The sequence below is a fragment of the Enterococcus sp. BWT-B8 genome, from assembly GCF_020567625.1.
Taxonomy (GTDB): Bacteria; Bacillota; Bacilli; order Lactobacillales; family Enterococcaceae; genus Enterococcus_L.
On the sequence record NZ_JAJDJV010000002.1, the window covers coordinates 169,706 to 194,483 of the forward strand.

A 24,778-nucleotide genomic window follows, 5' to 3' on the forward strand; every position below is an offset into this window, starting at 1 on the left:
AGAGATTGATCCCTATTTTTTATATGCTTCTATTTCAACAGGTATTAGAGTCACATAAAAGGATAGTTTTGCCGGCTTGTAGTTTGGATTTTAAGCTCTTAGAGTTATGCAGTCTAAAATAAGATACAAGACATATTTAAAAAGAGCGAGTAAGCATCTCTTTTTTTAAAAATAATTTTAGTTCGTTATCCACAAATATATTGAATTTATTTGTTTTTGATGAACGATATAGATCATTTTTATTTTAGATAAAATAAAAATCTATCTGTTGGTTTTCGAAACAAATAGTTAAATGTGTTATATATAATTAATTTAATCATATTTTTATTTTAAAAAAATATAAGAAATAGTATGGACTTATAAAATAGATTGTTCTAAAATGAAGTGTGTAAAAATACTAATTTTATTAAAAATTATTTCATTATTATGTTTGGAAAAGAAATTATTTTTTAATTAAATTGGATAGAAATTGAAATTTAGAAAAAAAGAAAAGGAGACTCCTGTCATGAACATAGGTGTTATTAATCTATCAATTAAATTTGAAGAATCCTATTCAGAAATTCTGGAAAAAAATGATATTAATGTAGTTCAGTTGACTGCAGATAATTTTGAAGAAAGAGAGTCTGAATGTGATGGAATGATTATTTGTGAAGATGCTGTACAGGATACAGCTTGTACATGTAGTATCCTGTTGAAACTTAAAGAGAAGCCAAATGTATATGTATGGGTTATGTCCTCCAACCTACAAAAAATTATGAGAAGTGTTTATCTGCAATTAGGTGCATTAGGTATTATACCGGAGGATTTGGAACCCAATGAACTTCAATTATTTATTTCAAATAATTTAAACAAATGTAAAAAAGCATTTTTTTATGAAGGAAAGCACTTAAAAAAGTTAGAACCGGAAGAAGAAGTAATGTCAGGTACAAAATCACTGGAACTTATTCCTAGAAATCATAGTGTGAAGATTAATGGGAAAAAAGAAATTCCTTTGACTCGTCTAGAATACAAAACTATGGAAATTCTCTATAAGAATAAAAACAATACTGTCATATACAAAGAATTATTTGAATTAATATGGGATAAAGAATTTAATAATCAAAACTATCGAGTGGCAAATTTAATTTTTCATTTGCGGGAAAAAATTGAATCTGATGCGGTAGATCCGATGATTATACGTACTGTTCGCTCCAAAGGCTACATGCTGTGTTTAAAAGAATATGATAGGGAGATAGGACGGGAAATACATAATTGACTTTTAGCAAGTAGGCAAGGTAAATGAAATCAATAGAATCAAAAAAATGAAACCGCTTTGGATCAACCTACTGATGGCTGCTGTTCTCTGTGGGGCAGTATTTGTACGGCTATATAGTAACATATGAAACATACAAGCAGACATTTTCTATCATTGAACACCATTTATAGACTATCTTTTAATGTAATCTATAGTTTGGTCAAGAGCACTAGTCATCATTTTTAATTACAAAAGTTGATAAAGCTGAGATCAAAGAAAATTAAGAGTTTATCTTGGGATTATCAGATGAATAAGAAATTAAGCAACTTGGGAAGGTGTTAGGAAACCACTCACAGGAAATTGTAACCGTAGATAGTTCTTCAGCAGCAGATATAGTGCTGAACTTCCTACTTTTAACTGAAATGAAGAAGAACGAATACTGTAAAATCGGCTGCAGTTGCGGCTAAGGATAAACTATTGAATCGAGAAAATCAACCAGCTATTACGAGGCTGGTTGAACTATTTTTGAAAAGGTTATTGGCAATCAAATGATTCTGAAGCTTTTATTTTTTGTTATTTTGATGTCGTTTGGAACTGCGAGTGAGCAAAATCAAAAGTAGATTTTTTATGTTGAAGTATTTGTTAGACAGTCTGACATACGGTGGTGTGAGAGGTCGGCTAGTCAACTAATAATTAACCTCTTGCCCGATTCATTTGTAGCATAGATTATGAGGACCTAGTCGGGAAAGTTTTTTTCGCTCCATAGTTATAGAATTGGATCGTCTAAAAGCATTATTTTTATTATAAATAAGATCGGCTGCTATAAACACTCTTTATAAAGACGAAGAACATTTCCGGTGAAAATCTTTTCTACTTCCCCGGAAGAGTAGCCGGCTTGGTCCAGTGCCTGATACAGTTTAGTGACAGAAGAAGCATCAGGCAGTTCAGATGAGACAGGAATGCCGTCAAAATCTGATCCTAGACCAATACAATCAATCCCTCCGATAGTGTGAAAATGATTCACGTGAGCAATAAATGCATCAGTTAGCGACACAAACCTATTTTCCTCTTTTAGAAACAGGTCAAAGTAGTTTATACCGATTACACCGCCTCTTTCGGCAATTTTTTTAATCAGAGGATCGGGCAGATTTCGAAAATGAGAGCAAACAGCACGGGCATTTGAATGACTGGCAACAAATGGTTTTTTAGTGTGAGTCAGAACATCTTCAACCAGCTGATCTGAGCCGTGAGAGACATCAATGATCATTCCCAGCTGCTCCATACGCTGGACGATGGCTGTTCCCTGTTCTGTTAAGCCTTGCTGAGCAGTCGTCAAAGTCTGTGTTTCTTCATTAAAAAATGCTGCGTTTGGAAACCCGATTTCATTCAGATAATTCCAGGTAAGAGTCATCATCCGAACTCCCTCCTGATAAAACTCCTCCAGCTTTTTCAAATCTCCGCAAACAGGTGCTCCCTCTTCCATCGTCAGCAGCGCACTCATGAGGTTGTCATTTTGATTGGCTTGTATGTCTGCATAACTTTTAACAGGTTTAATCCAATCCTGATTTTTTTCCATTTCCTCATAGAAGCAAGCAATCATTTCTTTGCAGGTTTTGTAGGGATCAGCAGTTTCTTTTTTATCCATGAATAGGGCAAAATTTTGAAGCAGATATTCTCCCTTCTTCAGTTTTTTCCGGTCAATTTGAAACGTGTTGCTTCTTAGGTATTCTGCTGATCCATTTTGCTTGCTTTGATAAATTTTCATTATTGTATCACAATGCATATCTATTGTATTTAGCATAATTATTCTCCTCGTTTTTATTTATCGTACCTCTTTGAAAGACTTTCGTCCATTGTTTTCAGAAAGGCCTTGGTAGAACTGTCAAAATAAAAATAGTCCTATGTATTTTTCAAAAAACTTTTCAGAAATATGAATGTAAAATGATTATTTAATAGGAATCTTTCAAAATTCATTGACAAAAGAGTGCAAACAAAGTATATTTACTACGAAATCATTCTTATCAACGTAGGCAATACGGAGATAAAGTAGTTGAAGCGAATACGCTTCTCCCAGGCCTGATTCCCATAATCAGGTTTTTTTATTTGTCATAAATAAATGGTCTTATAAACTTAGTATTAAAACAATCCTTATAATCAATACAAGCGTTTCAGTTGTAATAGACTCTATAGCGTTCTTGTTTAATAGTTGTTAATAGTGAGTATGTTACTGTTATTTTTAATGTTTACTTAATTAGTTAGATAAATCTCTTATCGCATCTTTTTTTCTTTCGGCGGCTGTTTCTTTTATCTGCATCATTTTTTTCATAAAAATGGCAATGAGATAGATCGAAATAGCTGAGACAACAGCTTCTCGAACACCAAAAACAATAAAATTTAATAAAATGATCACGAGATTCGTTAAAAAAACACCAGTTGCACGATCCATGCCAAAATGACGATTAAAAATCAGCGGCGGAACAGTCACTCCGCCATTAGAAGCCCCAATCTGATAGAGGATGAATATACCCAGGCTGAACATGAAGCTGCCGATAATCAAAGCAACTGGGAAAAATCTGGTTACAGAAACAACTGGAACATAGCTCAAAATGACTGGAAACATCAGGCTGCCTAGAAGTGTTTTTAGAAATACATCTCGATTCAGAAATAAAAAAGCCAGACAAAGCATCAGCAGATTTACACTCCAAACGATAACTGTGCGGTCAATGAGCAAGAGTATTTCAAGAAGATAGCCAATGGAGCCTACACCAGCGGAAGCTATGCCATGAGGAAGCAGGAAAAAATTCAATCCTATGGAAATAATAATAATCCCTGCAAGAATACCGGGGATTTTTTTCAGTTCATCTTTCATTTGAACCCTTCTTTCTCAAAGTAATCATTCCTTTCCATACTTTATCAAAAGAGTCTCCCTAATTGCAGGCAATTATTTCATAGGTCTGCGAAAAAAATGACCCGCTTTACAGGTCATTTATCTTGAAAAAGCAAAAGACCGAGGATTTTGTTTCCCGGTCTTCTGTTTCAATTATCCTATTGTGGTCGGTGTATACTGAACAACGGTTCCATACGCAAAGATTTCGATAAATTTCTCATCCTCTTTTACAACTAGTTTTTCTTCAAAATGGCAGTTGATTACTGCATCTGCATGATATTCAAACGCCATTTGCTTCAGCTTCAGGCAGACATTTGCAAAGATAGCGTTCGGATCTGCTTCTGGAGCAAACAAGTCCTCCTCTACTCGGTCAGCTGCAAAAATAATATCCCGCAAAATATATTTCTTATTAATATTTCCTGTAGACAGGGTAATGCTGCTGATCTGATCTTCCAAACTTTGAATATTATTATTTCGACTCATAATGTTTACCTCCTAAAGTTATGTCCTCTTTATTGTAATGATTAATAGAAGGAAAAGCAAAGCTAATATCTGTTAAAGTTTAAGCAATTTGAAAGAGTCTGTATTGCGTAATCATTAAATTTGTGCTATTCTATTTCCAGTAAAAAACAGACGGAATAAAGCAGTCAAAGTGCTAAATCCAACCTTTTAAGGACAAAGGGTGGAGTGGGCGCTTTTTTTGTAGCTTAAATATAGAATATTGTTTTTATTTATACATAGGTATACAGAGAAAGGAAGAGAATGATGCAGCAAGTGACTTTGGAGTTTGATACAATTGCCGCTATTTCCACACCTCCTGGAGAGGGAGCAATCAGCATTGTTCGTTTGAGCGGAGATGAGGCTGTTGCGATTGCAGACAGCGTTTATCGTTTCGGCAGCAAGAAGTTAGAAGAGGTACCATCCCATACCATTCATTATGGTCATATTTTTGACCCGAAAACAAATGAACTGCTTGATGAGGTGATGATTTCAGTAATGAGAGCACCAAAAACATTTACCCGAGAAGATGTCGTGGAAATCAATTGTCATGGTGGTATTGTGGTTGTTAATCAGCTGCTGCAGCTGCTATTGAGGGAAGGTGCACGTCTGGCAGAACCGGGAGAATTCACTAAACGAGCTTTTTTAAATGGACGAATGGATTTATCTCAGGCAGAAGCAGTAATGGATTTGATTCGGGCAAAAACAGACAAAGCCATGCAAGTAGCGCTGCATCAGCTGGATGGAAATTTATCTGTATTAATCCGGTCATTGCGACAGGAAATTTTAGAAACATTGGCTCAGGTTGAAGTGAATATTGATTATCCTGAATATGACGATGTGGAAGAGCTGACAACTAGACTTCTGTTGGAAAAAGCTGTTTTTGTTAAAGCTCAAATTAAGGGGTTGCTGACAACAGCCAAGCAGGGGAAAATCCTAAGAGAGGGACTGAGTACAGCAATTATTGGTCGTCCAAATGTTGGGAAGTCAAGCTTGCTGAATCATCTGCTGCAGGAAGAAAAAGCGATTGTCACAGATATTGCCGGAACAACCAGAGATGTAATTGAAGAATATGTCAATGTTCGCGGAGTGCCTCTGAAGCTGATCGATACAGCAGGGATTCGTGAAACGGAAGACCTTGTGGAGCAGATTGGTGTGGAACGCAGCCGTAAAGCACTGGCAGAGTCTGATCTGATTTTACTGGTATTAAATCAGAATGAAGAATTGACACTTGAAGACAGGCAGCTTTTGGAAGCAACAAAAGGACTGAAGCGAATTATTTTACTAAATAAAATGGATTTACCCTCTGTGTTAGATAAAGAAGAGCTGACTCAGCTGGCAGAAGTAGAAGAAATTCTTCCGGTTTCTGTTTTATCCAATACAGGAATGAAACAGTTGGAATTAAAAATTGCTGAGTTGTTTTTTGGTGGTAAAACAGGTGAGAAAGATGCGACCTATGTTTCCAATACTCGTCATATCGCTTTACTGGATCAGGCAGTGTTATCATTGGAAGAAGTAATTCGAGGGATTGAAGTAGGCATGCCTGTAGATCTGGTTCAAATAGATATGACCCGCTGTTGGGATTATCTGGGAGAGATTGTCGGAGACAGTGTGCAGGATGAGTTGATTACACAGTTGTTCAGCCAGTTTTGTTTAGGAAAATAAGTGGTATAGCAATAGAAAAATTCAGTTGTATAAATATAAAGAAAAAAGGTTGTGCCAAAGCTTCTCCATGCAACGAGTAATTGCAGGAGCACGTACACGAACGTAACTGCGAGGAGTAACCGCAGGAGCACATACACGAACATAACTGCGAGGAGTAACACCGCAGGAGCACATACATGAACATAACTGTGAGGAGTAATCGCAGGAGCACGTACACGAACGTAACTGCGAGGAGTAACCGCAGGAGCACATGCACGAACTTGACTGCGAGGAGTAACCGCAGGAGCACATGCACGAATAAACTGCGAGGAGTAATCGCAGGAGCACGTATACGAACGTAACTGCGAGGAGTAACCGCAGGAGCAGAAGTGTTCCCCCTCAAGAACCAAATAGGTAACATGTATCATCTACTCTGACAAGTCAATCGTAGTGATTTATGTCAATAAGTCGGAATATCCGAAAATTGTCAAGGAACACTATTCATAAAATGAATAGCTGTGAATGGATACCTTCCTGGAGCTGCTTATATTTCAGTATCGTTCGACTTATTTCCGAGATGTTGCCTGCGATTACTCGGCGCAGTTTAGGACCGACCAGTGCTAGTTCTACTTTGCCATTTCTGCTTATATTCGTACTTTAGCAGAATGGTATGTGTAGTTTTGATAAGTATTCCTTGAATGAAACTAGCTCACTTGATGTAGTAGAACTGTATGCGTAGCGTAGAAGAACTGCTGTCTCTACGAGTCTAATGATTCTTGAGACAAAACATTACACTGTATCCATTTTTCTGCGTCTATAGTTCTTACGAATGTTCGAATCATACAAAGACTGGAACGCCGTTTATTCGGTTTTAGGGGACTCAGACATACTTATGTCACAGTCCCTATTAGTAAAAATCAAAGGAGCCTAACATTAATGAATCAATTTAGTGCAGAAACATATGATGTTATTGTTGTCGGAGCCGGACATGCAGGGTCAGAAGCAGCATTGGCTGCAGCTCGTATGGGAAGTAAAACGCTGCTGTTGACAATTAACTTGGATATGGTCGCATTTATGCCTTGTAATCCATCTGTTGGCGGACCGGCTAAAGGTGTCGTTGTCCGTGAAATCGATGCATTGGGTGGAGAAATGGGCAAAAATATCGATAAAACATATATTCAAATGCGGATGCTGAATACAGGAAAAGGTCCTGCTGTTCGTGCGTTGCGGGCACAGGCAGACAAGCATGCTTATGCATCAGAGATGAAGCATACGATCGAACAAACGGAGAATCTAACGCTGCGTCAAGGAATTGTAGAAAACCTGATTGTTGAAGATAGTACCTGTAAAGGAGTTGTTACGACAACAGGAGCTGCTTATCAAAGTAAAGCAGTGATTATCACTGCGGGAACTGCCTTGCGTGGAGAAATCATTATCGGAGAATTAAAGTATTCTTCCGGTCCCAATAACTCACTGCCGTCTATTGGTCTGGCAGACCATTTAAAAGAGCTGGGTCTTGAAATGGATCGTTTTAAAACAGGGACACCGCCACGGGTGAAATCCAGCAGCATTGATTACTCGGTTACCGAAGAACAGCCAGGGGATGAGCGGCCAAATCACTTCAGCTTTAGTACGCCGGATAGTGCTTATAATCTTGATCAGCATTCCTGCTGGCTGACTTATACAAACGAAGGAACACACGAAATTATTCAAGCGAATCTGCATCGAGCGCCAATGTTTACAGGAATTGTCGAAGGAGTGGGTGCTCGCTACTGCCCGTCTATAGAGGATAAAATTGTCCGTTTTTCAGACAAACCGAGACATCAGCTGTTTCTGGAACCGGAAGGTCTGAATACAGAAGAAGTATATGTACAAGGGCTCTCCACATCTCTTCCAGAAGATGTACAGACCGATGTTCTTCACTCCATTGCCGGGTTGGAGAAAGCGGAAATGATGCGTACAGGCTATGCAATTGAATACGATGTCGTTGTCCCTCATCAGCTGCGTCCAACTCTGGAAACAAAGATCATTGAAAATCTGTTTACTGCCGGACAGACAAATGGCACGAGCGGCTACGAAGAAGCAGCTGGACAAGGATTGATCGCTGGAATTAATGCGGCCCTGAAAGTTCAGGAGAAAGATCCGTTTGTAATGAAGCGCAGTGATGGCTATATTGGCGTGATGATTGATGATTTAGTGACGAAAGGAACCAATGAGCCATATCGTCTGTTGACTTCAAGAGCAGAATATCGACTAATTCTGCGACATGACAATGCTGATTTACGTTTAACTGAAAAAGGACATGAGATTGGTCTTGTACAGGAAGAACAATATGAGAGCTATCTGGTGAAAAAAGAGGCAGTTGAAAAGGAAATTGTACGTTTAAATTCGGTTAGAATAAAGCCGACAGCGGGTGTACAGGCATTTTTAGAAGAAAAAGGCTCAGTACCATTAAAAGATGGAGTCCTTGCTGCTGATTTCCTGAAACGACCTGAAATGACCTATCATGAAGTTCTTCAGTTTATTCCGGCAGAGGAAGAAGCGTTAGACGATAAAGTTATTGAACAGGTAGAAATACAAATCAAATACGAAGGCTACATCAAAAAAGCACTGGAAAAAGTTGATAAGCTGAAACGCATGGAAGCTAAACGCATCCCTGAAAATATCGATTACGAAGCGATCAATGGACTGGCAACAGAAGCAAAACAAAAGCTGCAGAAAATCCAGCCTGAAACCATTGCGCAGGCAAGCAGAATCAGCGGAGTGAACCCGGCTGATTTGAGTATACTGATGGTGTATATCGAACAAGGGAAGATAGCCAAAGTACAGCCGTAATCCCTTGATACTAAAGGATTTATGGTAGTGGCTGAACACTTATACTATCAACTGACCTCGGTTTTGACTCCGTCGGTCACCCGTTCATGAAGGAAGAGAACATTTCTACAGTCTCTTCTTGTCGATTTTTAGACACCTGAATGTAGATATCCATTGTCGTTTTAGAAGAAGAGTGACCTAAGCGGTCTTGAACGTCTTTTATCTGTGCTCCGGCTTCAAATAACAAACTAGCGTGAGTCTTTCTAAAACCGTGTACTTTAATAATTTTCATATCTGGGAATTTCTTAGCTACTTTATCCATTACATGATTAGGGTAGCCTTTGTATAGAAATTCCCTTTTTTTATTTGCTTTGATAGTACTTATTACAGGAACATCATCCATGTTGTCTATCCGGATACCTCGAGATAGATTTTTTTTGATTACAGACCGTTTCCATTTTTTTAAAATGACCATAGTATCATCATCAATAGTGATTACCCGATTAGATTTATCAGTTTTAGTGGGATTCAAATGCAAAGAGCCGTCTGATAGTTCAATAAGTGTCTTGTTAAAGGAAATAGTTTTTGCTTCGAAATCTATATCCTTCCATGTTAAGCCAAGTATTTCACCTTTTCTAGCACCGGTGTAGGAAGCTAGTCTAAAAAATGCAATTGCACGTTCGTCTTTTAGTTCTTCGAGACAATTGAAAAATTGTTGAAGCTCTTCTTTAGAGTAAACTTCATCTATTGATTTAGAAGACTTTGTTTTTGATTTAGGTGTAATCGTGCGTTCCATTGGATTGTCTTTAATGACACCAATTAATACGCCGTACTTAAATACTTGGGAAGTATAGCTTTTCACTTTCTGGAAGGCTTTGTACTTCTTTGCCCATTCAACAAGTATCTTTTGACAAATGGTTGGCGTAATCTTATTTAGGTTCATTTTACCGAAATATGGAAGAATTTGATTTTTAAAGTAATTTCTAATACGCTGTTCTGTCGTATTTCGAATGTTTTCTTTATGCTGACTCATCCATAATTCGTAAAGGTCTTGGTAGGTTTTTACAGTGTTCCGGTTACTAATGCCATTAGACTCAACTTCTAATTGTAATCGTGCATAATCCAAAATGGCTTCTTTTCTTGTGTCAAAGTTTCTTCGTGTAGTTCTTATTTCTTTACCAGTTATAGGATCTTTTCCTAAATAGGCTTTATAAAGCCATTTAGTTGATCCGTCTTTCTTTTTGTATTCTTTATATGTTGCCATTGTATTTTTCCTCCTTGGAGAAGCCTAAAATACCCGCTGAGAGCATTTATAGACTATCCTTCATCGCATTCCACCTTTCCGAATCTGAATCATTCTTATCTTAATTTTCGAAGTAATTACGTATTGAATCTAATAGAGAGTCTAATTCATCGTCCGTTAGATTCTGTTGTTCAATAGTTGATAACAGTTCTTTGATATTCGATGGCAGATTTTTTGCATACCGGTTCCTCTTTAGTATATTGTCGGTAATCTCTGAAAATAAATCTACAATATGATAAGTGTCGGAATAGCTCCAATTATTTTGTTTAGCTTTTTCAATTGTTTTTTCTACGATTAACTGTTGTATCTTCGTTGAAGCTAACTCATATGCTTCAAAAAGTTCCTTGTGTCCAAAATTTACATAGACGTTTTTTACATCTACATATGCTTTTGAGCCTACTGTTAGTAGAGAAGAGATATACTCATCTAAATCTCCGTACACAACCCATTCAACGCTGGTTTTGCCTAAAATAGCAATTAATTCAAGGCTATCATCAGTTGGAAGCCTCTTTCCTTTTTCCCAGTTATAAACTGCGGCTTTGGTTGTGTTTCCAATCAAACGCCCGAATTGTTCCATCGTACAATTAAAGCTGTTACGGATTTCTTTAATTCTTTTACCGACTGCCATTGAGTCGTAGTACTCATATTTTTTTTCTTTCATTTCCATCACCTGTGTTGATAATACCATATTTCGTTTACTTAGTAAACAGATAATTCTTGACATTTACATGAACATGTTATTTAATTGTAGTTAATTATAGATTTAAATTGGGTTTGGGAAATAATTTCAAGGGCTATTGATAATTATCAATAGCCCTTTTTTACTGAATTTATTTAATGTTTTTGGGGTTGCAAGTCAACATTTGAGGGTGTATGATTTTAATTGTCGACAACGTTTTTTATTTTAATTTTGGAGGTGATTTTGATGAGTATTTTAGTAAACACTGATGAGTTGGTAGATGAGATCAGGTCGGAGCTGACAGGAATGATTGAAGAAGCTGTAGCTAGCTTTAACCGGTATGGAGAGTATCTTACTACAGAAGAAACTAGAATTTTTCTAGGTGGGATATCAGTTAATACATTAGCTAAGCTACGTAAGAAGGGGCTGAAACGAATTACTATTGATGGTCTGTGCTTATATAAGAAAACTGACATTGTTCAATTCTTAGATGAACATACATATTGATTATCAGGTATATTCCGGTAATTACTCTTTATTTACAGAGTAGCCTTAGTAAAAAGGCATAAGGGTAGCTTGAAGACCTTGGGGCTGTTCACCCCAAACCCGAACAACCTTTCAGCTTGACCGAGGAGGAGCGAAGAGCGCTCCTCTGAGGATATCTTTTCTAAAATATTTTAATTTATTGTTTAAAACTAATTAAACTCTATTCTCAAAAAGTATTTAAAATTAGTAAATAAACAAGAGGGGTAAATAGCTACTTCATTGTAACCTAATGCAGATACTATTCAGAGTTACTATTCGTAACCCTTCATAGTTAATAGTGAATATAAAAACAAAAAAACGGACAGAAAGAAGGAAAAAGATATGCCAAAATTTAAAAAAAGAAAAATCCTTAGTAAAGAATTAACAGAAAAACTTCTTTGGAAGGCAAGACAGTCTAAGTTTTATCAGTATTCTCTTAACAAGATTTATATGGTAGCCAGTGAAAAAGGACACTGGGATATGAGAAGAACTCAAGATGAGTTTGAGCTTAATATCAGCCTTGAAATGATGAGAGGGAAACAAAGGTTTTTTGAACAAGGATATAGTATTTTAGATAATGATTATGAGATAGTCTTGCTTATTGGTGCGCCGGAGGGTGAAATAGAAATGAATAATATTATTTCTAACGCTCGGTCAAGAACAATGAAACATTATATTCAAGAAGAGGAAGGTAAGATAGGTAAAAATCAAAAAGAAATACAGAAAGAGTTCGAAAAAAAATACAACTATCTATCCGAAGAAAGTAAAACGGCAATAAAAAAGGGTCGAAAGTCTGGAATAAATAGGTATAAAAAGCCTGTGATTTTTGCAGAATTAGGAGAAAATCAAAATTATTTGAAGGATAACACAGTAGATTGTCAAGCTGACATGGAGTTGGAAGAGCTTATAATGAACGAACTCAATGAGAAGGAAAAGCTCTTGTTATCTGATTTGATGGGGCTTTCAGATGAAGAAATAGCAGAAAAAAATGGAGTTGAATCTGATTCTATAAAGAGACGGAGACGGCGTTTGAGAAACAAGATAGCGACGTTATTGGATACGAGTACCTAACACGACTTTTTAAGTTAAAACTACTAATATTCTCTATTACTTGAAATAAAATAAAGCCGGGTACCTAAACAGAGATGAGGATACTCCGGCTTTTTACTATGGTTCAAAAGTTGTTCTTTCAACTTCCTGTTTTTTTAGTAGTTTCATATATTCAATCGTTCGTTTAGTATCCTCGGGAGTGAGAGAACGATACAGAGTAAGAAACTCTTCTTCTGATTCAACTATATCCACATCTAGAAAATGGCTGACAGGCGTTCCTAGAGCCTTTGAGAGAGCTGTGAGATTTTCCAAGCTGGGTTCAGTTATAGAGGTCTCCCATCGAGTAACAGCTTGCTGAGTTGAATGGATTCTCTTAGCTAATTGTTTCTGTGTCCAGCCTAAAGCACGCCGTCTTTCTTTAATCGTTTTAGCATATTGTTTTTGTTTCATTAGATACACCTCTCTTTTGTTATGATACAACAACTTGTTGTATTTGTATTGATAATAAACAATAGAAAACTATATAACGAGTTGAAATACATCAAGTTGTTGTTTATAATGATTTTGAGGAGTGAGTGAATGAAAAAGTTTAGTAGGCTTAGTCAATATAGGGAGTCAAAAGGAATTTCTCAAATAGAATTAGCAAAGAAAATGGGTGTAACACAACAGTGTATTAGTTCATGGCAAACTGGACGGACTATTCCAAAACCCCATCAAATGAAACTATTATCCGGTATTTTAGAAGTACCAATGGATGAGCTTTTTTATGAAGAATTTAATAAGAGGTGAGTGTAGATGAAAAAGTACTTATTAGCCAGTGCATTGTTAATAGTCTTATTACTATCTGGCTGTGGCAAGATGGGCAATAAAGAGGTAATAAAATCTACAAATAATGAACCAAATGAAAGTCGGACATTCTTAGAATCGACTACGAATACTAGTACAGTAGAATCATCATATCAAGTAATATCCGGAGAAGAGACCATAGAAACTAAAACACCAGAGACAGCTAATCTGGGTACTATATACTATGAAAAATTAGATACAACCGACCCGATTCAAGCTAAAGCGAAGTACTTCGGATGCTACATTGAAGACGATGGAACAACAGTGAATTTTATTCCGGCAATGTCAGCAACAGTTCAAAACTTACAGCTTTATATGTCTGGAAATGGCAACGAAGACTACTATAACGATTTTCTAACAGGAGCTATAGAAGTTAGCCTCTTAACTGATGGTAAGCCTATAAACATCTATAACGTTGGATTAGGTGAAGTGATTATTACGGCTATAGATGGGGTTGTAATATATAGCATTTAATTATAGGAATAACCCCACCCCATGCTTTTTTGACCGTACCTACTCACCTCCAGTAACTACAAACAAGTTACTTGGGGTGTGTTTTTCTTCGGGTTTTCGAATCCGGCTATATTAAATGGTATCTGAAATGTAACGGAATAGAGCTTATAAACGCTGATATGCAGAGGTTTATCTGTTTCAGATATAGAAGGATTGTTAAGGAGTTATTTAAGGAATTACCGCTATTTTATCTACTAGCTAGTATTGTTTTTACCGAAAAAAGGTACCTGCAATTGTTTCAAATACATATGAAACCGAAGGAGAGAAAGAAAAATGAAAAAGTGTAATTTAAAATTAGGAGTATTCGTATTAGTAACAATATTTCTATTAGGATTATCTGGTTGCGGAAACAGTAGTAAAGATTTTTACGGTTATTGGTCTGGGGAAGAAGAAGGACTTCCCATTGCTTATGATATCAAGATTACCAAAGATGGTGTTTTTGATTTAGGCGCAGACAACAAGATTTTTGAATACAACTATGTAATGAGAAAGGACATTAGTGAACCTACTATAGAAGTAACGAAAGAAGAGTTAGCTAAAGGGATACCAGAATTGAAGCAAACAGCAGGTGAAGCCTTTCTTCTTTTTAGACTTTCTGAAAACAAAGATAAATTACTTATGATATCAGCTTTAGATGGCAGTCCTTCCACGTCTACACTTTATAAAACAACAAAAGGAGAAAGCCCATTAGGAAAGGCTGAAAAAAGTAGTAAAAACTGGTTATTTTTGTTAATTGGTTTAGCTGTAGCGGGCTATGTCGTAAAGCAACGTAAGACAGGTAAGAAAGCATGAAGAAATATTTGGTGATTCTTTCATTAGTATTTCTAACTGCTTGCAAAAATCAAAATGAGGACATTGGCAATATTTCAACAAGTACTGTCGAGAATCAGCAGACCTCTAATCCACCGGAGGCAAAAGTAGATAAGCAGATAACAACAACTACACCAGATGAATTACTAGGAGATTGGAAGGTTAATAATAAGGGATTTGGAATAGAAGTACTAGAAGAACAGGTAGTATTCTATATTGGAGATTCCCGTGCTGTTTCAGAGGATTATGATATAGACAACCCTATGTTGTTACACGCCTATTTTTCCTTTGAATATGCAGGTGTTAAATACGATCAAGTTTCCATTGAAAAAACGGGCTACAGTGAGTATTTTAGTAAGAGTGAAGGGATTATGACGATGTTTGCTAAAGGTGGTCAGATAGCAAGCTACAATGTTAGGAGAGTGTCTGGGGAAGGTGATGAACCTGTCTCTGGACAAATAATAGATGAAAGAATTGATTCGTTTATTGCAACTTATACAGCTATACCTCCGGATTGGTATTTTGAAAAAGAAGATGGGGGGATTACAATACATGCCACTTCTTATACGGCTTCGGACGAACAAGGAGCCTCTAGTATCCTTTCAAATCTTACAGGTATTAGTAATACTGTTACAGAGCAAGTCGGAGCAGATGTACCATTACGTTTATTGGAACCTGGGAAAACAGACTACTCGGTTATATTTATGAATGGACAAACAATCAGTTACAATGAGGTGTATGGAAGTGTGATAACAGCTAATAATTGATATTAAATCAGTTAAAGGTGAGGGCTTTCAACTGATTTAATATTGAAAAAGAAAACCTAATGAAATAAAACACATTTAAAAGACTCTTTTTGGAAAAAAATCTTTTAAATGTGTTAGTGTATTAATTATTCTCTGTAGCTACAGAAGCTAGACGTTCAATGAGTTCTTTTTTATTTGGAGCGCTGCATCTATATATACCTATGTTACCTTCTTTTTTTAGCTTAAAAATTTTCTTCTTATCACAGATTCTTTGTAGTTGTAAGGACACATTTTTAACAGGTAATCCATGTTCTTTTAGTAAGCTAGCAATAGGAGCAGAACTAAAACTTTTGTCTTCAGAATTCTCTTCAAGAAAAAGTCCGGTTAAAAACACTTTATCTTGATCAGTAGAGGGATCGATAATATTTATCCACTGACCGAAATGTTCAGGTAACTTGTTTTGATTGGATGTATCAGGTTTCTTTTGAGGTATTTCTCCTACATAAGAAAGTGGGCTCGGGCTGTCAAAAGAATTTATTTGAGAATCTTTGATTGACAATTGTGACTCATCTGTAATTGATGAGACTAGTTCATCTAATTTCCAATTAACTGAATACCTATCAATAAATTCTTCGGTTCCTTCTATACAAATTTGTACAGCATTAGACTTGATTTCAATTTTTGCCATAATAAAACTCCTTTAGTTTTTTATTTTTGATTTATACAGTAACTCTTCTATTGTTGCTCTATATTCAAAAGAGAGGTCATCAATATCTTTTTTCTTAGTATTGTAATAGATTTTATGTGCAGCAAAATTTCCTAGTTTACGTATAGGTTCCAAAGATGATTTTGTATTTCTACTCAATGAAAGAGTAGAGTTTATTTCTGCATTTTTAGTGATGAAAGCTAAATTATAGTAGTCATTTTTTTCATTTTTGATTTCTTGTTCAATATTATTTGCTTCATAAGAATGGATAAGAAGTATTTCAAATAGCCGCCGCATTAACATCGCGCACCCATCAAAAATATTGTTTTCGTAAGTTGAATTAATTTGTAGAGATAGTTTTTCTATATATCCACGAGTATTTAAATACAAAGAGTCATCCAAAATAGCAGGGTGATTTACTACTATAAGATCAGAGTCTTTAGTAAAGACATCAGAGTAAAGTTCTTCATTTTTTTCATAAGCATATGCACTAAGTTTTATAAATTTTCCAGAAATAATAAAATCTTTTGATTTTTTCATGTTAGTTAGTAATCTGGTTTTGTTTGGTTTACTTAAGCTTAATTGGTCGAAGCAATTAATAATTTCTTCAATATTAATTTCATGTTGTGAAAAGTGCTTTCTAATGTAGTAAAGAATCAGATTAGCCTTCTCAAGTTCTTTTCTTTGAAAACTATCGGTTAGTTTAAAAAATTCATACAAACTTATGTTTTCCAATATAAGACCTCCCATTATTCGTATATAATTATACAACATGTTCAATATTTATTAAACTTTATTATTAATAGCTATAATAATAGACGAATCAGTTCAATAACTAATTCGTCTTAAAAGATTCTCAGCGGGTATTTTTTGACTCCGTTTCTGACTCCGTCTTATTGATTTTAGTTGAATTTGTATGACTAGTTAGCCTAGCCCTTTTTTCATTTATGCTACTATATGTTATACTTTGAACTCTATTGATATTGGATATTGAGACTATGTCGAACAAGGCAAGATAGCGAAGGTGCAGATAAAATAATTAAATAGTTGAGAACCTCCAGGCCATTTCATCAGGTACATACATGAAGGACCCTGGAGGTTCTTTTTTTGAGTTCATAATCACTTGGATTTGCACCACTAGATTGACCTAGTCAGCTACTTGAATGACTGGACAAAAACATATAACAAAACAAATGCTCAACGTGTTTCATGATACTCGTCTGGCGCTGTCTCTAAGCAGAGAAGTGCTTTTTCTTAAAAGCGGGAAAATCGTTCAAAAAGGAGATTTTTTATAGATAGCCTCAAAAATACTGCTGGAAGAGGTTTTTGAAATTGATATGGTTGCTTATTTTCAAGAGCAGGATACTATCTGGTCCAGCATTGTAGAAAATTAAAGGTATGAAATTGATAATGGGGTAATTAAAAATAGCTTATTTAAAAAAATATAAAATGCCCCCTCTGAGTATTGTCTGTTTAAACAAATATCAGAGAGGGCACTATTTTTTATAGAATTCAGATGTGACTGATACTTTTAAATGTTTGGATTCTCAGCGGCAGCTTAGTCACAGTAACTGCTTTTTAATACATTCCAAAGCTGGCAAGCCATGCTAGAAGTACTGCGAGCGGTCCTGTCAGCAGCCGAGAGAACAGAACGGCAGGAACTCCGACTTCAACTGTATAAGGCTCTGCTTCTGCAAGGGTCAGCCCTACTGGAACGAAGTCTGCACCTGCCTGAGAGTTAATTGCAAACAACGCCGGCAAAGTCATTGCAGGAGAAATGGTTCCTTTACCTACCTCAACCCCTAACAACACCCCAACAACCTGTGCAATAACAGCTCCCGGTCCAAGAACCGGTGACAGTACTGGAATTGAACAGATCAGAGATAGAATAAGCAATCCCGGAAGGTTTCCAGATAACGGCTTAACTGCTGTGGCAATCACATTTCCGATACCGGTATAGTTGATTAAACCTACCAGCATACTTACAAACGCCATGAACGGTAAGATATTTTTAATCACCATATCAATGGTGTCGCGTCCGGCCTGATAAAAAACGCCGACGACATTTCCGACAACCCGTCCCATTTTATTAATAAGAGCCATAATGCCGGTTTGCTGCTTGGCATTTTCTTCTTTGGCAGTTCTCACTTTCTCTTTTGCTTCCTGATACGCAGATTTATCAGCAGTTGCTGATTGTTCATGGACTTTTTCCTGAATAGGACCTCCAGCTGCTGCTGTGATAGTATCAAGTGTAACACCTGAAACAAAATTTTGTTCATTGATAAATTTCATCAGTGGTCCTGAAGGAGTTGTAGAATGAAGATTTACAGTTAGTACATTTAATTTTGGATAAACGCCGCATCGGGCAGTTCCACCGCAATCAACAACTGCACAGACCATTTCCTCCGGTGCCACTTTTTCTTTAAAGCCATCTCGTGCTTCTGCGCCGATCATATCTGCAATTTTCTGAGCCACTGGGTGAATACCTCCGCCAGTGATAGAAGCTACAATTGTTTTTCCTTCACTTACCTGCAGCGTCAGAGGTCCTCCCCATCCGCTTGGTCCTTTATGAGCGATTACTGCTTTTACCATTTATATTCATCTGCCTTTCTTTTAAGCGTCTGTTGTTTCTTTCCACATAATTTTAGTCAACATTTCTGTAATGATTCCCCGGATTAATATTACTACCAGTCCCACCAGAAAATAGCGGACAGCTAACGGCATAACGGACAAGCCCAGTGTTGTTAGACCAGAAGAAATTCCTGTCCAGACAAAAAGCTCTCCTGCATTGGCATGTGGAAACAGACCGGTGATTGGATGGACAAAAGAAACGGCTGCGTCATAGAATGCCGGCTTTTGTTTCTCTGTCAAAAAGCGTCCAAACGAATAACACATTGGATTCGTTAAGAAAAAGACAGCTAACAGCGGGAATACACTGTAACGTAGAATAATATTTTTGGTACAGAACTGGGCAAATGCTGTTACACGTTCTTCGCCAATCAATGCAATTAGGGCGTTAACAAAGGTCAGAAGAACGATCAGTGTTGGGAGGATACCGGTAATTAAGCCAACCAGATTTTCTCCCCCTGCATTAAAAATACCGATAAAATTTTCTGCCAAACTAACTAACATATCCATGTACTTGTTCCTCCATTTTCATTATTTCTTTTTTAATTAATCCCAATGCCTGTTCATAAGCTCTAAGACGCTGCTTATTTGTTATTTCATTTAGAAGTCCTTCAGCATTTTTACCGATATAGGTTTCTTTCTTTTTAAATCGGGAAAATACTGTAAAACCGGACATTTCCTGGAAATCTAAAATGGTTCCTGCATCGTCAGTTACCAAAATCAGAATAGAACCTTTCCCCAAGTTGAACTTCGTTTTCGCGATACCGACCCCTAAATAACCAGACTGCCTATACTTGTTTTCATTGATGACCTTCTGATAATTCTTGTGCTGTATATAGGAAAAAAATAACTGCAGCAGCCAACATGATACCAGCAGAACAATCAGGTTCAGATACTCTCCCAAAATAATCATCCTCCAATTCTTTTTTATTTGAAAGCGCTTCATGATATAAGACCATGGTAATTATATTTATTTTGTTTGTCAATCTGATTTACAATAATTTCTGTATTGGAACATATGTCGTATTTGTGAAAAAGTGGTGTCAAATTATAAACATTGCAATATTTTCGATGATTTAAAAAAAACTAACTTAATCCCGTTGACAAAGAAAAAATTTAAATATACTATTTGTTTGTATCGTATGTTACTGTAAAGAACATTTGTTAAAGGAGTGGTAAAATTGACAATCTATCAACAACTTTTAGAACGTGAGCATGAAGGAAATCCAATCAAAGTAGGTGTCATCGGTGCTGGTCAAATGGGTTTCGGGATGGTCGCTCAAATTGCTACAATTCCTGGAATGACAGTCACAGGGATCAGTGATATTCGAATTGAATTTGCTGAAAAAGCAGCTGAAGCTTATCATGCTTCTTCGAAACAAAAGAACAAAACTTTGGTAACGACAGATTTTAAAGAGGTCATTTATTCAGAAGATGTGGAAGTCGTTGTCGATGCAACAGGTGTTCCCGAGGTGGGAGCAAAAATTGCTCTTGAGACATTAATTGCGAAGAAACAGCTTGTACTTTTAAATGTGGAAATCGACATCACAGTCGGTCCATTAATGCACAAACTTTACAGGTCAGCAGGATTGGTCTACACAGGATCAGATGGAGATGAGCCGGCAGCAACGACTGAACTGTTTGAATTTGCGAAATCAATGGGAATGGAAGTGCTGGTTGCAGGGAAAGGGAAAAATAATAAGCTGAAAATCGGTGCGAATCCGGATACCTGTCAGGAAGAGGCAGACAGTAAAGCGATGGCTTCTCACATGCTGGCAGCATTCCAGGATGGCACTAAAACAATGGCGGAAATGAATTTGCTGTCCAATGCAATCGGTTTCATTCCTGATAAAGTGGGGATGCATGGAATTTCCGGAGATGTTGATTCAGTTGTTAAAGATCTTGATCTGAAAGAAAATGGTGGTGTTCTTTCTCAGTATGGAGTCGTTGAATATGTGGACGGACTGGCACCGGGTGTATTCGTTATCGTAAAAGGGCAGAATGAAGGAGTTCGACATGAGTTAAGCTACTTGATGAAAAAAGGGGATAGGGACCATCATATCTTGTACCGCCCATTCCATTTGGCTAGTCTGGAAACACCGATTACCATTGCTAAAGCCGTATTAAGAAATGATCATGCCATTGTTCCGATAGGTGCACCTGTTTCTGAAACCGTTGCCGTGACCAAAAAAGATATTGCTGAGGGCGAACGGCTGGACGGCATTGGCGGATACTGTGTACGCGGGGTCCTTGAAACACATGCAGATATGAAGAAAGAAGGGCATATTCCAATTGGATTAATCTCAGGAAAGGTGGTAGCTCGTCGTCCGATCAAGGCAGGAACATTTATCACTGAAGAAGACGTTGTTCTAGATGAATCAACAACTGTCTGGCAGTTGAGAAAACTTCAGGACAGTACATTTGATTAGTCACAGTCGTATTAAAGGAGCCTAAAACATGGTAAAATCAACTGTAAAAGAAATTGGAGAATTTGCTTTTTTTGAGGATATCCCTGTTCTGATTTTATTCAATTCAACTGCACCGGAAGGTCTTCGTGAAGTCTGTGTAATTCATGATTTCGAAGATGACCCAAATGAAAATATGTTAAAAATCGGAAGTCAGATTGTTTTTGGCAGTCAGGTATATGCTGTTGAAGATATTGGACATTTGGCAAATGGGTCCCTATTTGAACTTGGGCACATCTCTCTCTATTTTGACTTGGGAGAGGAAGAGCTGCTGCCGGGTTCCGTACTGCTGTCACCGAATAAGGTGCCGGAAGTGGAGGCTGGGGATATAATACAATTCAATTATTGATAATTATGTTTGGAGGAGAAGAGAATGAGTTATTCAGATGATACAAGATTATTGGTGGAGATTGCTTCCATGTACTACGATGAAGGAGCAAAACAAGCAGACATAGCCCAAAAATTCAGTATCAGCCGTTCTCTTGTCTCCAAATATTTAGCAAAAGCAAGAGATTTGGGATTGGTGGAAATTATTATTCATGATGACCTGCTTCATCCGTATCGCTATCTTGAAGATAAATTAAAGCGTAAATATAATCTGGAAGAAGTCATCTGTACGTCTACTTCCGGAGAAGAAACGCTGATTAAAAGACTGGGTGTAACTGCAGCGAAGTATCTGGCAAGAGTTATTCAGCCTCATCATACCGTAAGTGTCTCAGCAGGTACAGCTGTACAAGAGGTTGCTCTGAATTTTTCTTCTAAAAATCAGCTGCCGGATGTAAAGTTTGTTCCAATGGTCGGCGGCTTAGGTCAGCAGCATATGAACCTACAGGCGAATGTTGTGTGTGAAATTTTTGCCAAGCACAGTGGTGCAACCGCAATTGAAATGCATGCACCGATTACAGTGGATTCAGCAGAGGCCAAGAAGGTTTTTATGGAGCAGTCCTTTATAAAGAGCGTTTTTAATCAGGCAAAACAGGCAGATATTGCTTTGGTGGGGATTGGCGGCAAGCCCGTCTACTCAACAATGACAAAAGCGTATCTGCTGGCGAATACGGAGGAAATTACAACAGAATTATCCAACGGCGTCGTTGTCGGTGATATTTGCTACAACTTTATCAACAGCGAAGGAGAGCTTTCAGACTGTACGTGGAATAAACGTGTGATGGCACTGAACCTTGAGGATCTGAAACAAATCCCAAGAGTTGTCGGAGTAGCTGGAGGTAAAGATAAAATTGACGGAATTCATGCAGCGTTGACTGGTCATCTGGTCAATGTCCTGATAACAGATGAAATCACTGCAAAAGCATTATTGGATATAGTTTAAGCAAGTCCCTTACTCTTGTTAAAAATACAGCCTATATGGAGAAAGTATCAGTTGATTGTCAAGATTGACTGATGTGAATAAACAAGAGGAGATCAAAAAAATGACAGAAGCAAGCACAATATCGCTGCCCAATCGTGCCGGTTTGTCAGACGGTGAGCTGAAAGCGATTTATGAAACCATGTGGGAGATCCGTTTCTTTGATGAAAAAGTCGATCAGCTCTTTGCCAAAGGACTGATTCACGGCACGACCCACTTGGCTGTCGGGCAGGAAGCCACTGCAGCCGGCAGCGGTGCAGTACTTAGAAAAACTGACTGGATTACCGCAACACATAGAGGGCATGGTCAGACCATTGCCAAAGGAACCAATATCAATGAAATGATGGCCGAACTGTTTGGTCGAACCACCGGAACCAATAATGGCAAAGGCGGCTCCATGCACATTGCCGATCTGGATACCGGAAATCTGGGAGCTAATGGAATTGTCGGCGGAGGCTTCCCCATCGCAACCGGGGCTGCCCTGACTGCAAAAATGAAGAAGCTGGATCGGGTGGCGCTGGCCTATGCCGGAGACGGTTCTACCAATGAAGGCAGCTTCCATGAAGCTGTGAATCTGGCAGCAATCTGGGATCTGCCGGTGGTCTTCTTCATTGAGAACAACCAGTATGGCATGAGCGGTTCGGTGAAAAAAATGACCCGGGTGGCCCACTTGTCTGAACGGGCACAGGCTTATGGGATTGAGGGCATCACCATTGACGGCAATGATTTGCTGGAGGTCATCAACACCACCCATGATGCCGTGGAAAAAGCCCGCAGAGGTGAAGGTCCTACCTTGATTGAGGCCCTAACCTATCGCTGGAAAGGGCATTCGAAATCAGACGCAAAAAAATATCGTACAAAAGAAGAGGAGGAAGACTGGCGGAAAAATCGTGATCCAATCAAACGAGCCAAAGAAGTCTTTATGGAAGCTGGAATCTTCACAGAAGAAGAGGCAGAAGCCATTCGATTGGCTGCCAAGCAAACGATTGAAGATGCAGTTTCTTTCGCGGAAGAGAGCCCGATGCCGGTGCTGGCTTCCATGTACGAAGATGTGTATGCAGAGTAGGAGGGGTATGAGATGAGAGAAATAACCTATTCCGAAGCAATAAGGGAAGCGCTTACGGAGTCAATGAGAGAAAATGAAGATGTATTTATGCTTGGCGAAGATATTGGTGTCTATGGGGGTGCCTTTGGGGTCAGTCGAGGGATGGTGGAAGAATTTGGTGAAGAACGGGTTCGTTCCACACCCATTGCGGAATCAGTGATTGCCGGTGCTTCGGTGGGGGCAGCCATGACTGGGATGCGCCCGGTCTTTGAAATCCAGTTTTCTGACTTTGTCACGATTGCACTGGATCAGATCGTCAATCAGGCGGCGAAGATCCGCTACATGTATGGCGGGAAAGCCAAAATTCCACTGGTAATGCGCACACCGGGCGGCTCCGGGACCGGGGCCGCAGCCCAGCACTCCCAGAGTTTGGAAAACTGGACAGCCCATGTACCGGGACTGAAGGTCATTCAGCCGGCTACTGCCTATGATGCCAAAGGGCTGCTGCATGCGGCGATTGAAGATGACAATCCGGTAATGTTTTATGAACATAAACTGTGCTACCGAACCACTAGTGATGTCCCGGAAGGAAAATATACGATTCCTATTGGTGCGGCAGATATTAAACGGGCAGGCACGGATATTTCGGTGGTTGCTACCGGCATCATGGTGCATAAAGCATTGGAAGCCGCCGAGCTGTTGGCAGAGGAAGGGATTCAGATTGAAGTGGTGGACCCGCGTACGCTGGTGCCGCTGGACAAGCAGACGATTGTGGAGTCCGTGATGAAGACCGGCAAGGCAGTCGTGGTGACCGAAGCAGTGAAGCGCAGCGGCTTCAGTGCCGAGCTGGCCAGTGTGATTGCGGAAAATAACTCCTTTGATTTTTTGGATGCACCGATTGTTCGTCTGGCTGGAGAAGAAATTCCCATGCCTTATCATCCGGAGCTGGAGAAAAAGGCCGTTCCCCAGGTGGAGGACATTGTCAAAGCCTGCCGGAATCTGATGGCGGACCGATAGGGGGA

The 24,778-nt window shown here is 38.2% G+C and carries 26 protein-coding genes; 15 read left to right on the top strand and 11 right to left on the bottom strand.

Annotation, left to right across the window (positions count from 1 at the left end; all coding sequences use genetic code 11):
* Positions 1 to 469 precede the first annotated feature (469 nt).
* A complete protein-coding gene (locus tag LI951_RS04160) occupies positions 470 to 1,255 on the top strand; it encodes a winged helix-turn-helix domain-containing protein (protein ID WP_229441371.1) in 786 nt (261 codons plus the stop codon).
* Positions 1,256 to 1,715: 460 nt separating this feature from the next.
* Positions 1,716 to 1,763, top strand: coding sequence for a hypothetical protein (locus LI951_RS15360; protein WP_420705913.1), 48 nt, complete (start codon positions 1,716 to 1,718; stop codon positions 1,761 to 1,763).
* Positions 1,764 to 2,054: 291 nt separating this feature from the next.
* Here the strand turns inward: LI951_RS15360 and LI951_RS04165 are convergent, their stop codons facing one another.
* From LI951_RS04165 to LI951_RS04175, 3 genes are all read right to left on the bottom strand, one after another.
* Positions 2,055 to 3,035: a dipeptidase gene (locus LI951_RS04165; protein WP_202067248.1), complete on the bottom strand. Its 981-nt coding sequence runs from the start codon at positions 3,033 to 3,035 to the stop codon at positions 2,055 to 2,057.
* 450 nt (positions 3,036 to 3,485) lie between these two features.
* Positions 3,486 to 4,103, bottom strand: a complete 618-nt coding sequence (locus LI951_RS04170) for a YitT family protein (RefSeq protein WP_202067249.1) — start codon at positions 4,101 to 4,103, stop codon at positions 3,486 to 3,488.
* A 171-nt stretch (positions 4,104 to 4,274) separates the two neighbouring features.
* Entirely contained in the window at positions 4,275 to 4,604 is a 330-nt protein-coding gene (locus tag LI951_RS04175; RefSeq protein ID WP_202067250.1) for a hypothetical protein, read from the bottom strand.
* A gap of 282 nt (positions 4,605 to 4,886) precedes the next feature.
* On the opposite strand from LI951_RS04175, the gene mnmE reads away from it, so the two are divergent.
* A complete protein-coding gene (mnmE, locus tag LI951_RS04180; RefSeq protein WP_202067251.1) occupies positions 4,887 to 6,284 on the top strand; it encodes a tRNA uridine-5-carboxymethylaminomethyl(34) synthesis GTPase MnmE in 1,398 nt (465 codons plus the stop codon).
* A gap of 915 nt (positions 6,285 to 7,199) precedes the next feature.
* A complete protein-coding gene (gene mnmG / locus LI951_RS04185; protein WP_229441372.1) occupies positions 7,200 to 9,098 on the top strand; it encodes a tRNA uridine-5-carboxymethylaminomethyl(34) synthesis enzyme MnmG in 1,899 nt (632 codons plus the stop codon).
* 76 nt (positions 9,099 to 9,174) lie between these two features.
* Here the strand turns inward: mnmG and LI951_RS04190 are convergent, their stop codons facing one another.
* Both LI951_RS04190 and LI951_RS04195 read right to left on the bottom strand, forming a co-directional pair.
* Positions 9,175 to 10,341: a site-specific integrase gene (locus tag LI951_RS04190; protein ID WP_229441373.1), complete on the bottom strand. Its 1,167-nt coding sequence runs from the start codon at positions 10,339 to 10,341 to the stop codon at positions 9,175 to 9,177.
* A gap of 100 nt (positions 10,342 to 10,441) precedes the next feature.
* On the bottom strand, positions 10,442 to 11,041 hold the full coding sequence (locus tag LI951_RS04195; protein ID WP_229441374.1) for a helix-turn-helix domain-containing protein: 600 nt from the start codon (positions 11,039 to 11,041) through the stop codon (positions 10,442 to 10,444).
* Positions 11,042 to 11,305: 264 nt separating this feature from the next.
* Here LI951_RS04195 and LI951_RS04200 point away from each other — a divergent pair, with 264 nt between their 5' ends.
* The gene (locus LI951_RS04200; RefSeq protein ID WP_229441375.1) at positions 11,306 to 11,566 is read left to right on the top strand and encodes a DNA-binding protein; all 261 of its coding nucleotides are present in this window, start codon (positions 11,306 to 11,308) and stop codon (positions 11,564 to 11,566) included.
* Positions 11,567 to 11,926: 360 nt separating this feature from the next.
* Positions 11,927 to 12,655, top strand: a complete 729-nt coding sequence (locus tag LI951_RS04205) for a hypothetical protein (protein ID WP_229441376.1) — start codon at positions 11,927 to 11,929, stop codon at positions 12,653 to 12,655.
* Positions 12,656 to 12,751: 96 nt separating this feature from the next.
* On the opposite strand, the gene LI951_RS04210 is transcribed toward LI951_RS04205, so the two are convergent.
* Complete coding sequence (locus LI951_RS04210) at positions 12,752 to 13,084, bottom strand: helix-turn-helix domain-containing protein (RefSeq protein WP_229441377.1); 333 nt, start codon at positions 13,082 to 13,084, stop codon at positions 12,752 to 12,754.
* Between the two features lie 129 nt (positions 13,085 to 13,213).
* On the opposite strand from LI951_RS04210, the gene LI951_RS04215 reads away from it, so the two are divergent.
* From LI951_RS04215 to LI951_RS04230, 4 genes are all read left to right on the top strand, one after another.
* Entirely contained in the window at positions 13,214 to 13,423 is a 210-nt protein-coding gene (locus LI951_RS04215) for a helix-turn-helix transcriptional regulator (RefSeq protein WP_229441378.1), read from the top strand.
* Between the two features lie 6 nt (positions 13,424 to 13,429).
* Positions 13,430 to 13,954, top strand: coding sequence for a hypothetical protein (locus LI951_RS04220; RefSeq protein WP_229441379.1), 525 nt, complete (start codon positions 13,430 to 13,432; stop codon positions 13,952 to 13,954).
* Between the two features lie 312 nt (positions 13,955 to 14,266).
* Positions 14,267 to 14,785: a hypothetical protein gene (locus LI951_RS04225; protein ID WP_229441380.1), complete on the top strand. Its 519-nt coding sequence runs from the start codon at positions 14,267 to 14,269 to the stop codon at positions 14,783 to 14,785.
* Positions 14,786 to 14,847: 62 nt separating this feature from the next.
* Complete coding sequence (locus LI951_RS04230) at positions 14,848 to 15,570, top strand: hypothetical protein (protein ID WP_420705914.1); 723 nt, start codon at positions 14,848 to 14,850, stop codon at positions 15,568 to 15,570.
* Positions 15,571 to 15,691: 121 nt separating this feature from the next.
* On the opposite strand, the gene LI951_RS04235 is transcribed toward LI951_RS04230, so the two are convergent.
* The 5 genes from LI951_RS04235 to LI951_RS04255 form a co-directional block, all read right to left on the bottom strand.
* Positions 15,692 to 16,237 (bottom strand): hypothetical protein, encoded by a 546-nt coding sequence (locus LI951_RS04235; protein WP_229441382.1) that lies wholly within the window; start codon positions 16,235 to 16,237, stop codon positions 15,692 to 15,694.
* A 12-nt stretch (positions 16,238 to 16,249) separates the two neighbouring features.
* Positions 16,250 to 16,990: a DUF4145 domain-containing protein gene (locus LI951_RS04240; protein WP_229441383.1), complete on the bottom strand. Its 741-nt coding sequence runs from the start codon at positions 16,988 to 16,990 to the stop codon at positions 16,250 to 16,252.
* Between the two features lie 843 nt (positions 16,991 to 17,833).
* A complete protein-coding gene (gene srlE / locus LI951_RS04245) occupies positions 17,834 to 18,847 on the bottom strand; it encodes a PTS glucitol/sorbitol transporter subunit IIB (protein ID WP_229441384.1) in 1,014 nt (337 codons plus the stop codon).
* A 21-nt stretch (positions 18,848 to 18,868) separates the two neighbouring features.
* Complete coding sequence (srlA, locus tag LI951_RS04250) at positions 18,869 to 19,393, bottom strand: PTS glucitol/sorbitol transporter subunit IIC (RefSeq protein WP_202067268.1); 525 nt, start codon at positions 19,391 to 19,393, stop codon at positions 18,869 to 18,871.
* Complete coding sequence (locus LI951_RS04255) at positions 19,377 to 19,787, bottom strand: transcriptional regulator GutM (protein WP_202067269.1); 411 nt, start codon at positions 19,785 to 19,787, stop codon at positions 19,377 to 19,379. Before LI951_RS04255 ends, srlA begins: the two co-directional genes overlap by 17 nt.
* A gap of 277 nt (positions 19,788 to 20,064) precedes the next feature.
* Between LI951_RS04255 and LI951_RS04260 the strand changes: the two genes are divergently transcribed.
* The 5 genes from LI951_RS04260 to LI951_RS04280 all read left to right on the top strand — a co-directional run bounded on the left by LI951_RS04260 (position 20,065) and on the right by LI951_RS04280 (position 24,773).
* Positions 20,065 to 21,312 carry an NAD(P)H-dependent oxidoreductase gene (locus tag LI951_RS04260; protein WP_229441385.1) on the top strand — a complete coding sequence of 416 codons (1,248 nt, stop codon included), beginning with the start codon at positions 20,065 to 20,067 and terminating at the stop codon, positions 21,310 to 21,312.
* Between the two features lie 28 nt (positions 21,313 to 21,340).
* Complete coding sequence (locus LI951_RS04265; protein ID WP_202067271.1) at positions 21,341 to 21,697, top strand: PTS glucitol/sorbitol transporter subunit IIA; 357 nt, start codon at positions 21,341 to 21,343, stop codon at positions 21,695 to 21,697.
* A 24-nt stretch (positions 21,698 to 21,721) separates the two neighbouring features.
* Positions 21,722 to 22,675 carry a sugar-binding transcriptional regulator gene (locus tag LI951_RS04270; protein WP_202067272.1) on the top strand — a complete coding sequence of 318 codons (954 nt, stop codon included), beginning with the start codon at positions 21,722 to 21,724 and terminating at the stop codon, positions 22,673 to 22,675.
* Between the two features lie 100 nt (positions 22,676 to 22,775).
* The gene (locus tag LI951_RS04275; RefSeq protein ID WP_202067318.1) at positions 22,776 to 23,777 is read left to right on the top strand and encodes a thiamine pyrophosphate-dependent dehydrogenase E1 component subunit alpha; all 1,002 of its coding nucleotides are present in this window, start codon (positions 22,776 to 22,778) and stop codon (positions 23,775 to 23,777) included.
* Between the two features lie 12 nt (positions 23,778 to 23,789).
* The gene (locus LI951_RS04280; RefSeq protein ID WP_229441387.1) at positions 23,790 to 24,773 is read left to right on the top strand and encodes an alpha-ketoacid dehydrogenase subunit beta; all 984 of its coding nucleotides are present in this window, start codon (positions 23,790 to 23,792) and stop codon (positions 24,771 to 24,773) included.
* The last annotated feature ends 5 nt before the right edge of the window (positions 24,774 to 24,778 follow it).

Bases quoted from the DNA above. Each gene is read 5' to 3' on its own strand.
- LI951_RS04165 (WP_202067248.1), bottom strand. From the start codon at position 3,035: ATGCTAAATACAATAGATATGCATTGTGATACAATAATGAAAATTTAT.
- LI951_RS04170 (WP_202067249.1), bottom strand. From the start codon at position 4,103: ATGAAAGATGAACTGAAAAAAATCCCCGGTATTCTTGCAGGGATTATT.
- LI951_RS04175 (WP_202067250.1), bottom strand. From the start codon at position 4,604: ATGAGTCGAAATAATAATATTCAAAGTTTGGAAGATCAGATCAGCAGC.
- mnmE (WP_202067251.1), top strand. From the start codon at position 4,887: ATGCAGCAAGTGACTTTGGAGTTTGATACAATTGCCGCTATTTCCACA.
- mnmG (WP_229441372.1), top strand. From the start codon at position 7,200: ATGAATCAATTTAGTGCAGAAACATATGATGTTATTGTTGTCGGAGCC.
- LI951_RS04190 (WP_229441373.1), bottom strand. From the start codon at position 10,341: ATGGCAACATATAAAGAATACAAAAAGAAAGACGGATCAACTAAATGG.
- LI951_RS04195 (WP_229441374.1), bottom strand. From the start codon at position 11,041: ATGAAAGAAAAAAAATATGAGTACTACGACTCAATGGCAGTCGGTAAA.
- LI951_RS04200 (WP_229441375.1), top strand. From the start codon at position 11,306: ATGAGTATTTTAGTAAACACTGATGAGTTGGTAGATGAGATCAGGTCG.
- LI951_RS04205 (WP_229441376.1), top strand. From the start codon at position 11,927: ATGCCAAAATTTAAAAAAAGAAAAATCCTTAGTAAAGAATTAACAGAA.
- LI951_RS04210 (WP_229441377.1), bottom strand. From the start codon at position 13,084: ATGAAACAAAAACAATATGCTAAAACGATTAAAGAAAGACGGCGTGCT.
- LI951_RS04215 (WP_229441378.1), top strand. From the start codon at position 13,214: ATGAAAAAGTTTAGTAGGCTTAGTCAATATAGGGAGTCAAAAGGAATT.
- LI951_RS04220 (WP_229441379.1), top strand. From the start codon at position 13,430: ATGAAAAAGTACTTATTAGCCAGTGCATTGTTAATAGTCTTATTACTA.
- LI951_RS04225 (WP_229441380.1), top strand. From the start codon at position 14,267: ATGAAAAAGTGTAATTTAAAATTAGGAGTATTCGTATTAGTAACAATA.
- LI951_RS04235 (WP_229441382.1), bottom strand. From the start codon at position 16,237: ATGGCAAAAATTGAAATCAAGTCTAATGCTGTACAAATTTGTATAGAA.
- srlE (WP_229441384.1), bottom strand. From the start codon at position 18,847: ATGGTAAAAGCAGTAATCGCTCATAAAGGACCAAGCGGATGGGGAGGA.
- srlA (WP_202067268.1), bottom strand. From the start codon at position 19,393: ATGGATATGTTAGTTAGTTTGGCAGAAAATTTTATCGGTATTTTTAAT.
- LI951_RS04265 (WP_202067271.1), top strand. From the start codon at position 21,341: ATGGTAAAATCAACTGTAAAAGAAATTGGAGAATTTGCTTTTTTTGAG.
- LI951_RS04270 (WP_202067272.1), top strand. From the start codon at position 21,722: ATGAGTTATTCAGATGATACAAGATTATTGGTGGAGATTGCTTCCATG.
- LI951_RS04275 (WP_202067318.1), top strand. From the start codon at position 22,776: ATGACAGAAGCAAGCACAATATCGCTGCCCAATCGTGCCGGTTTGTCA.
- LI951_RS04280 (WP_229441387.1), top strand. From the start codon at position 23,790: ATGAGAGAAATAACCTATTCCGAAGCAATAAGGGAAGCGCTTACGGAG.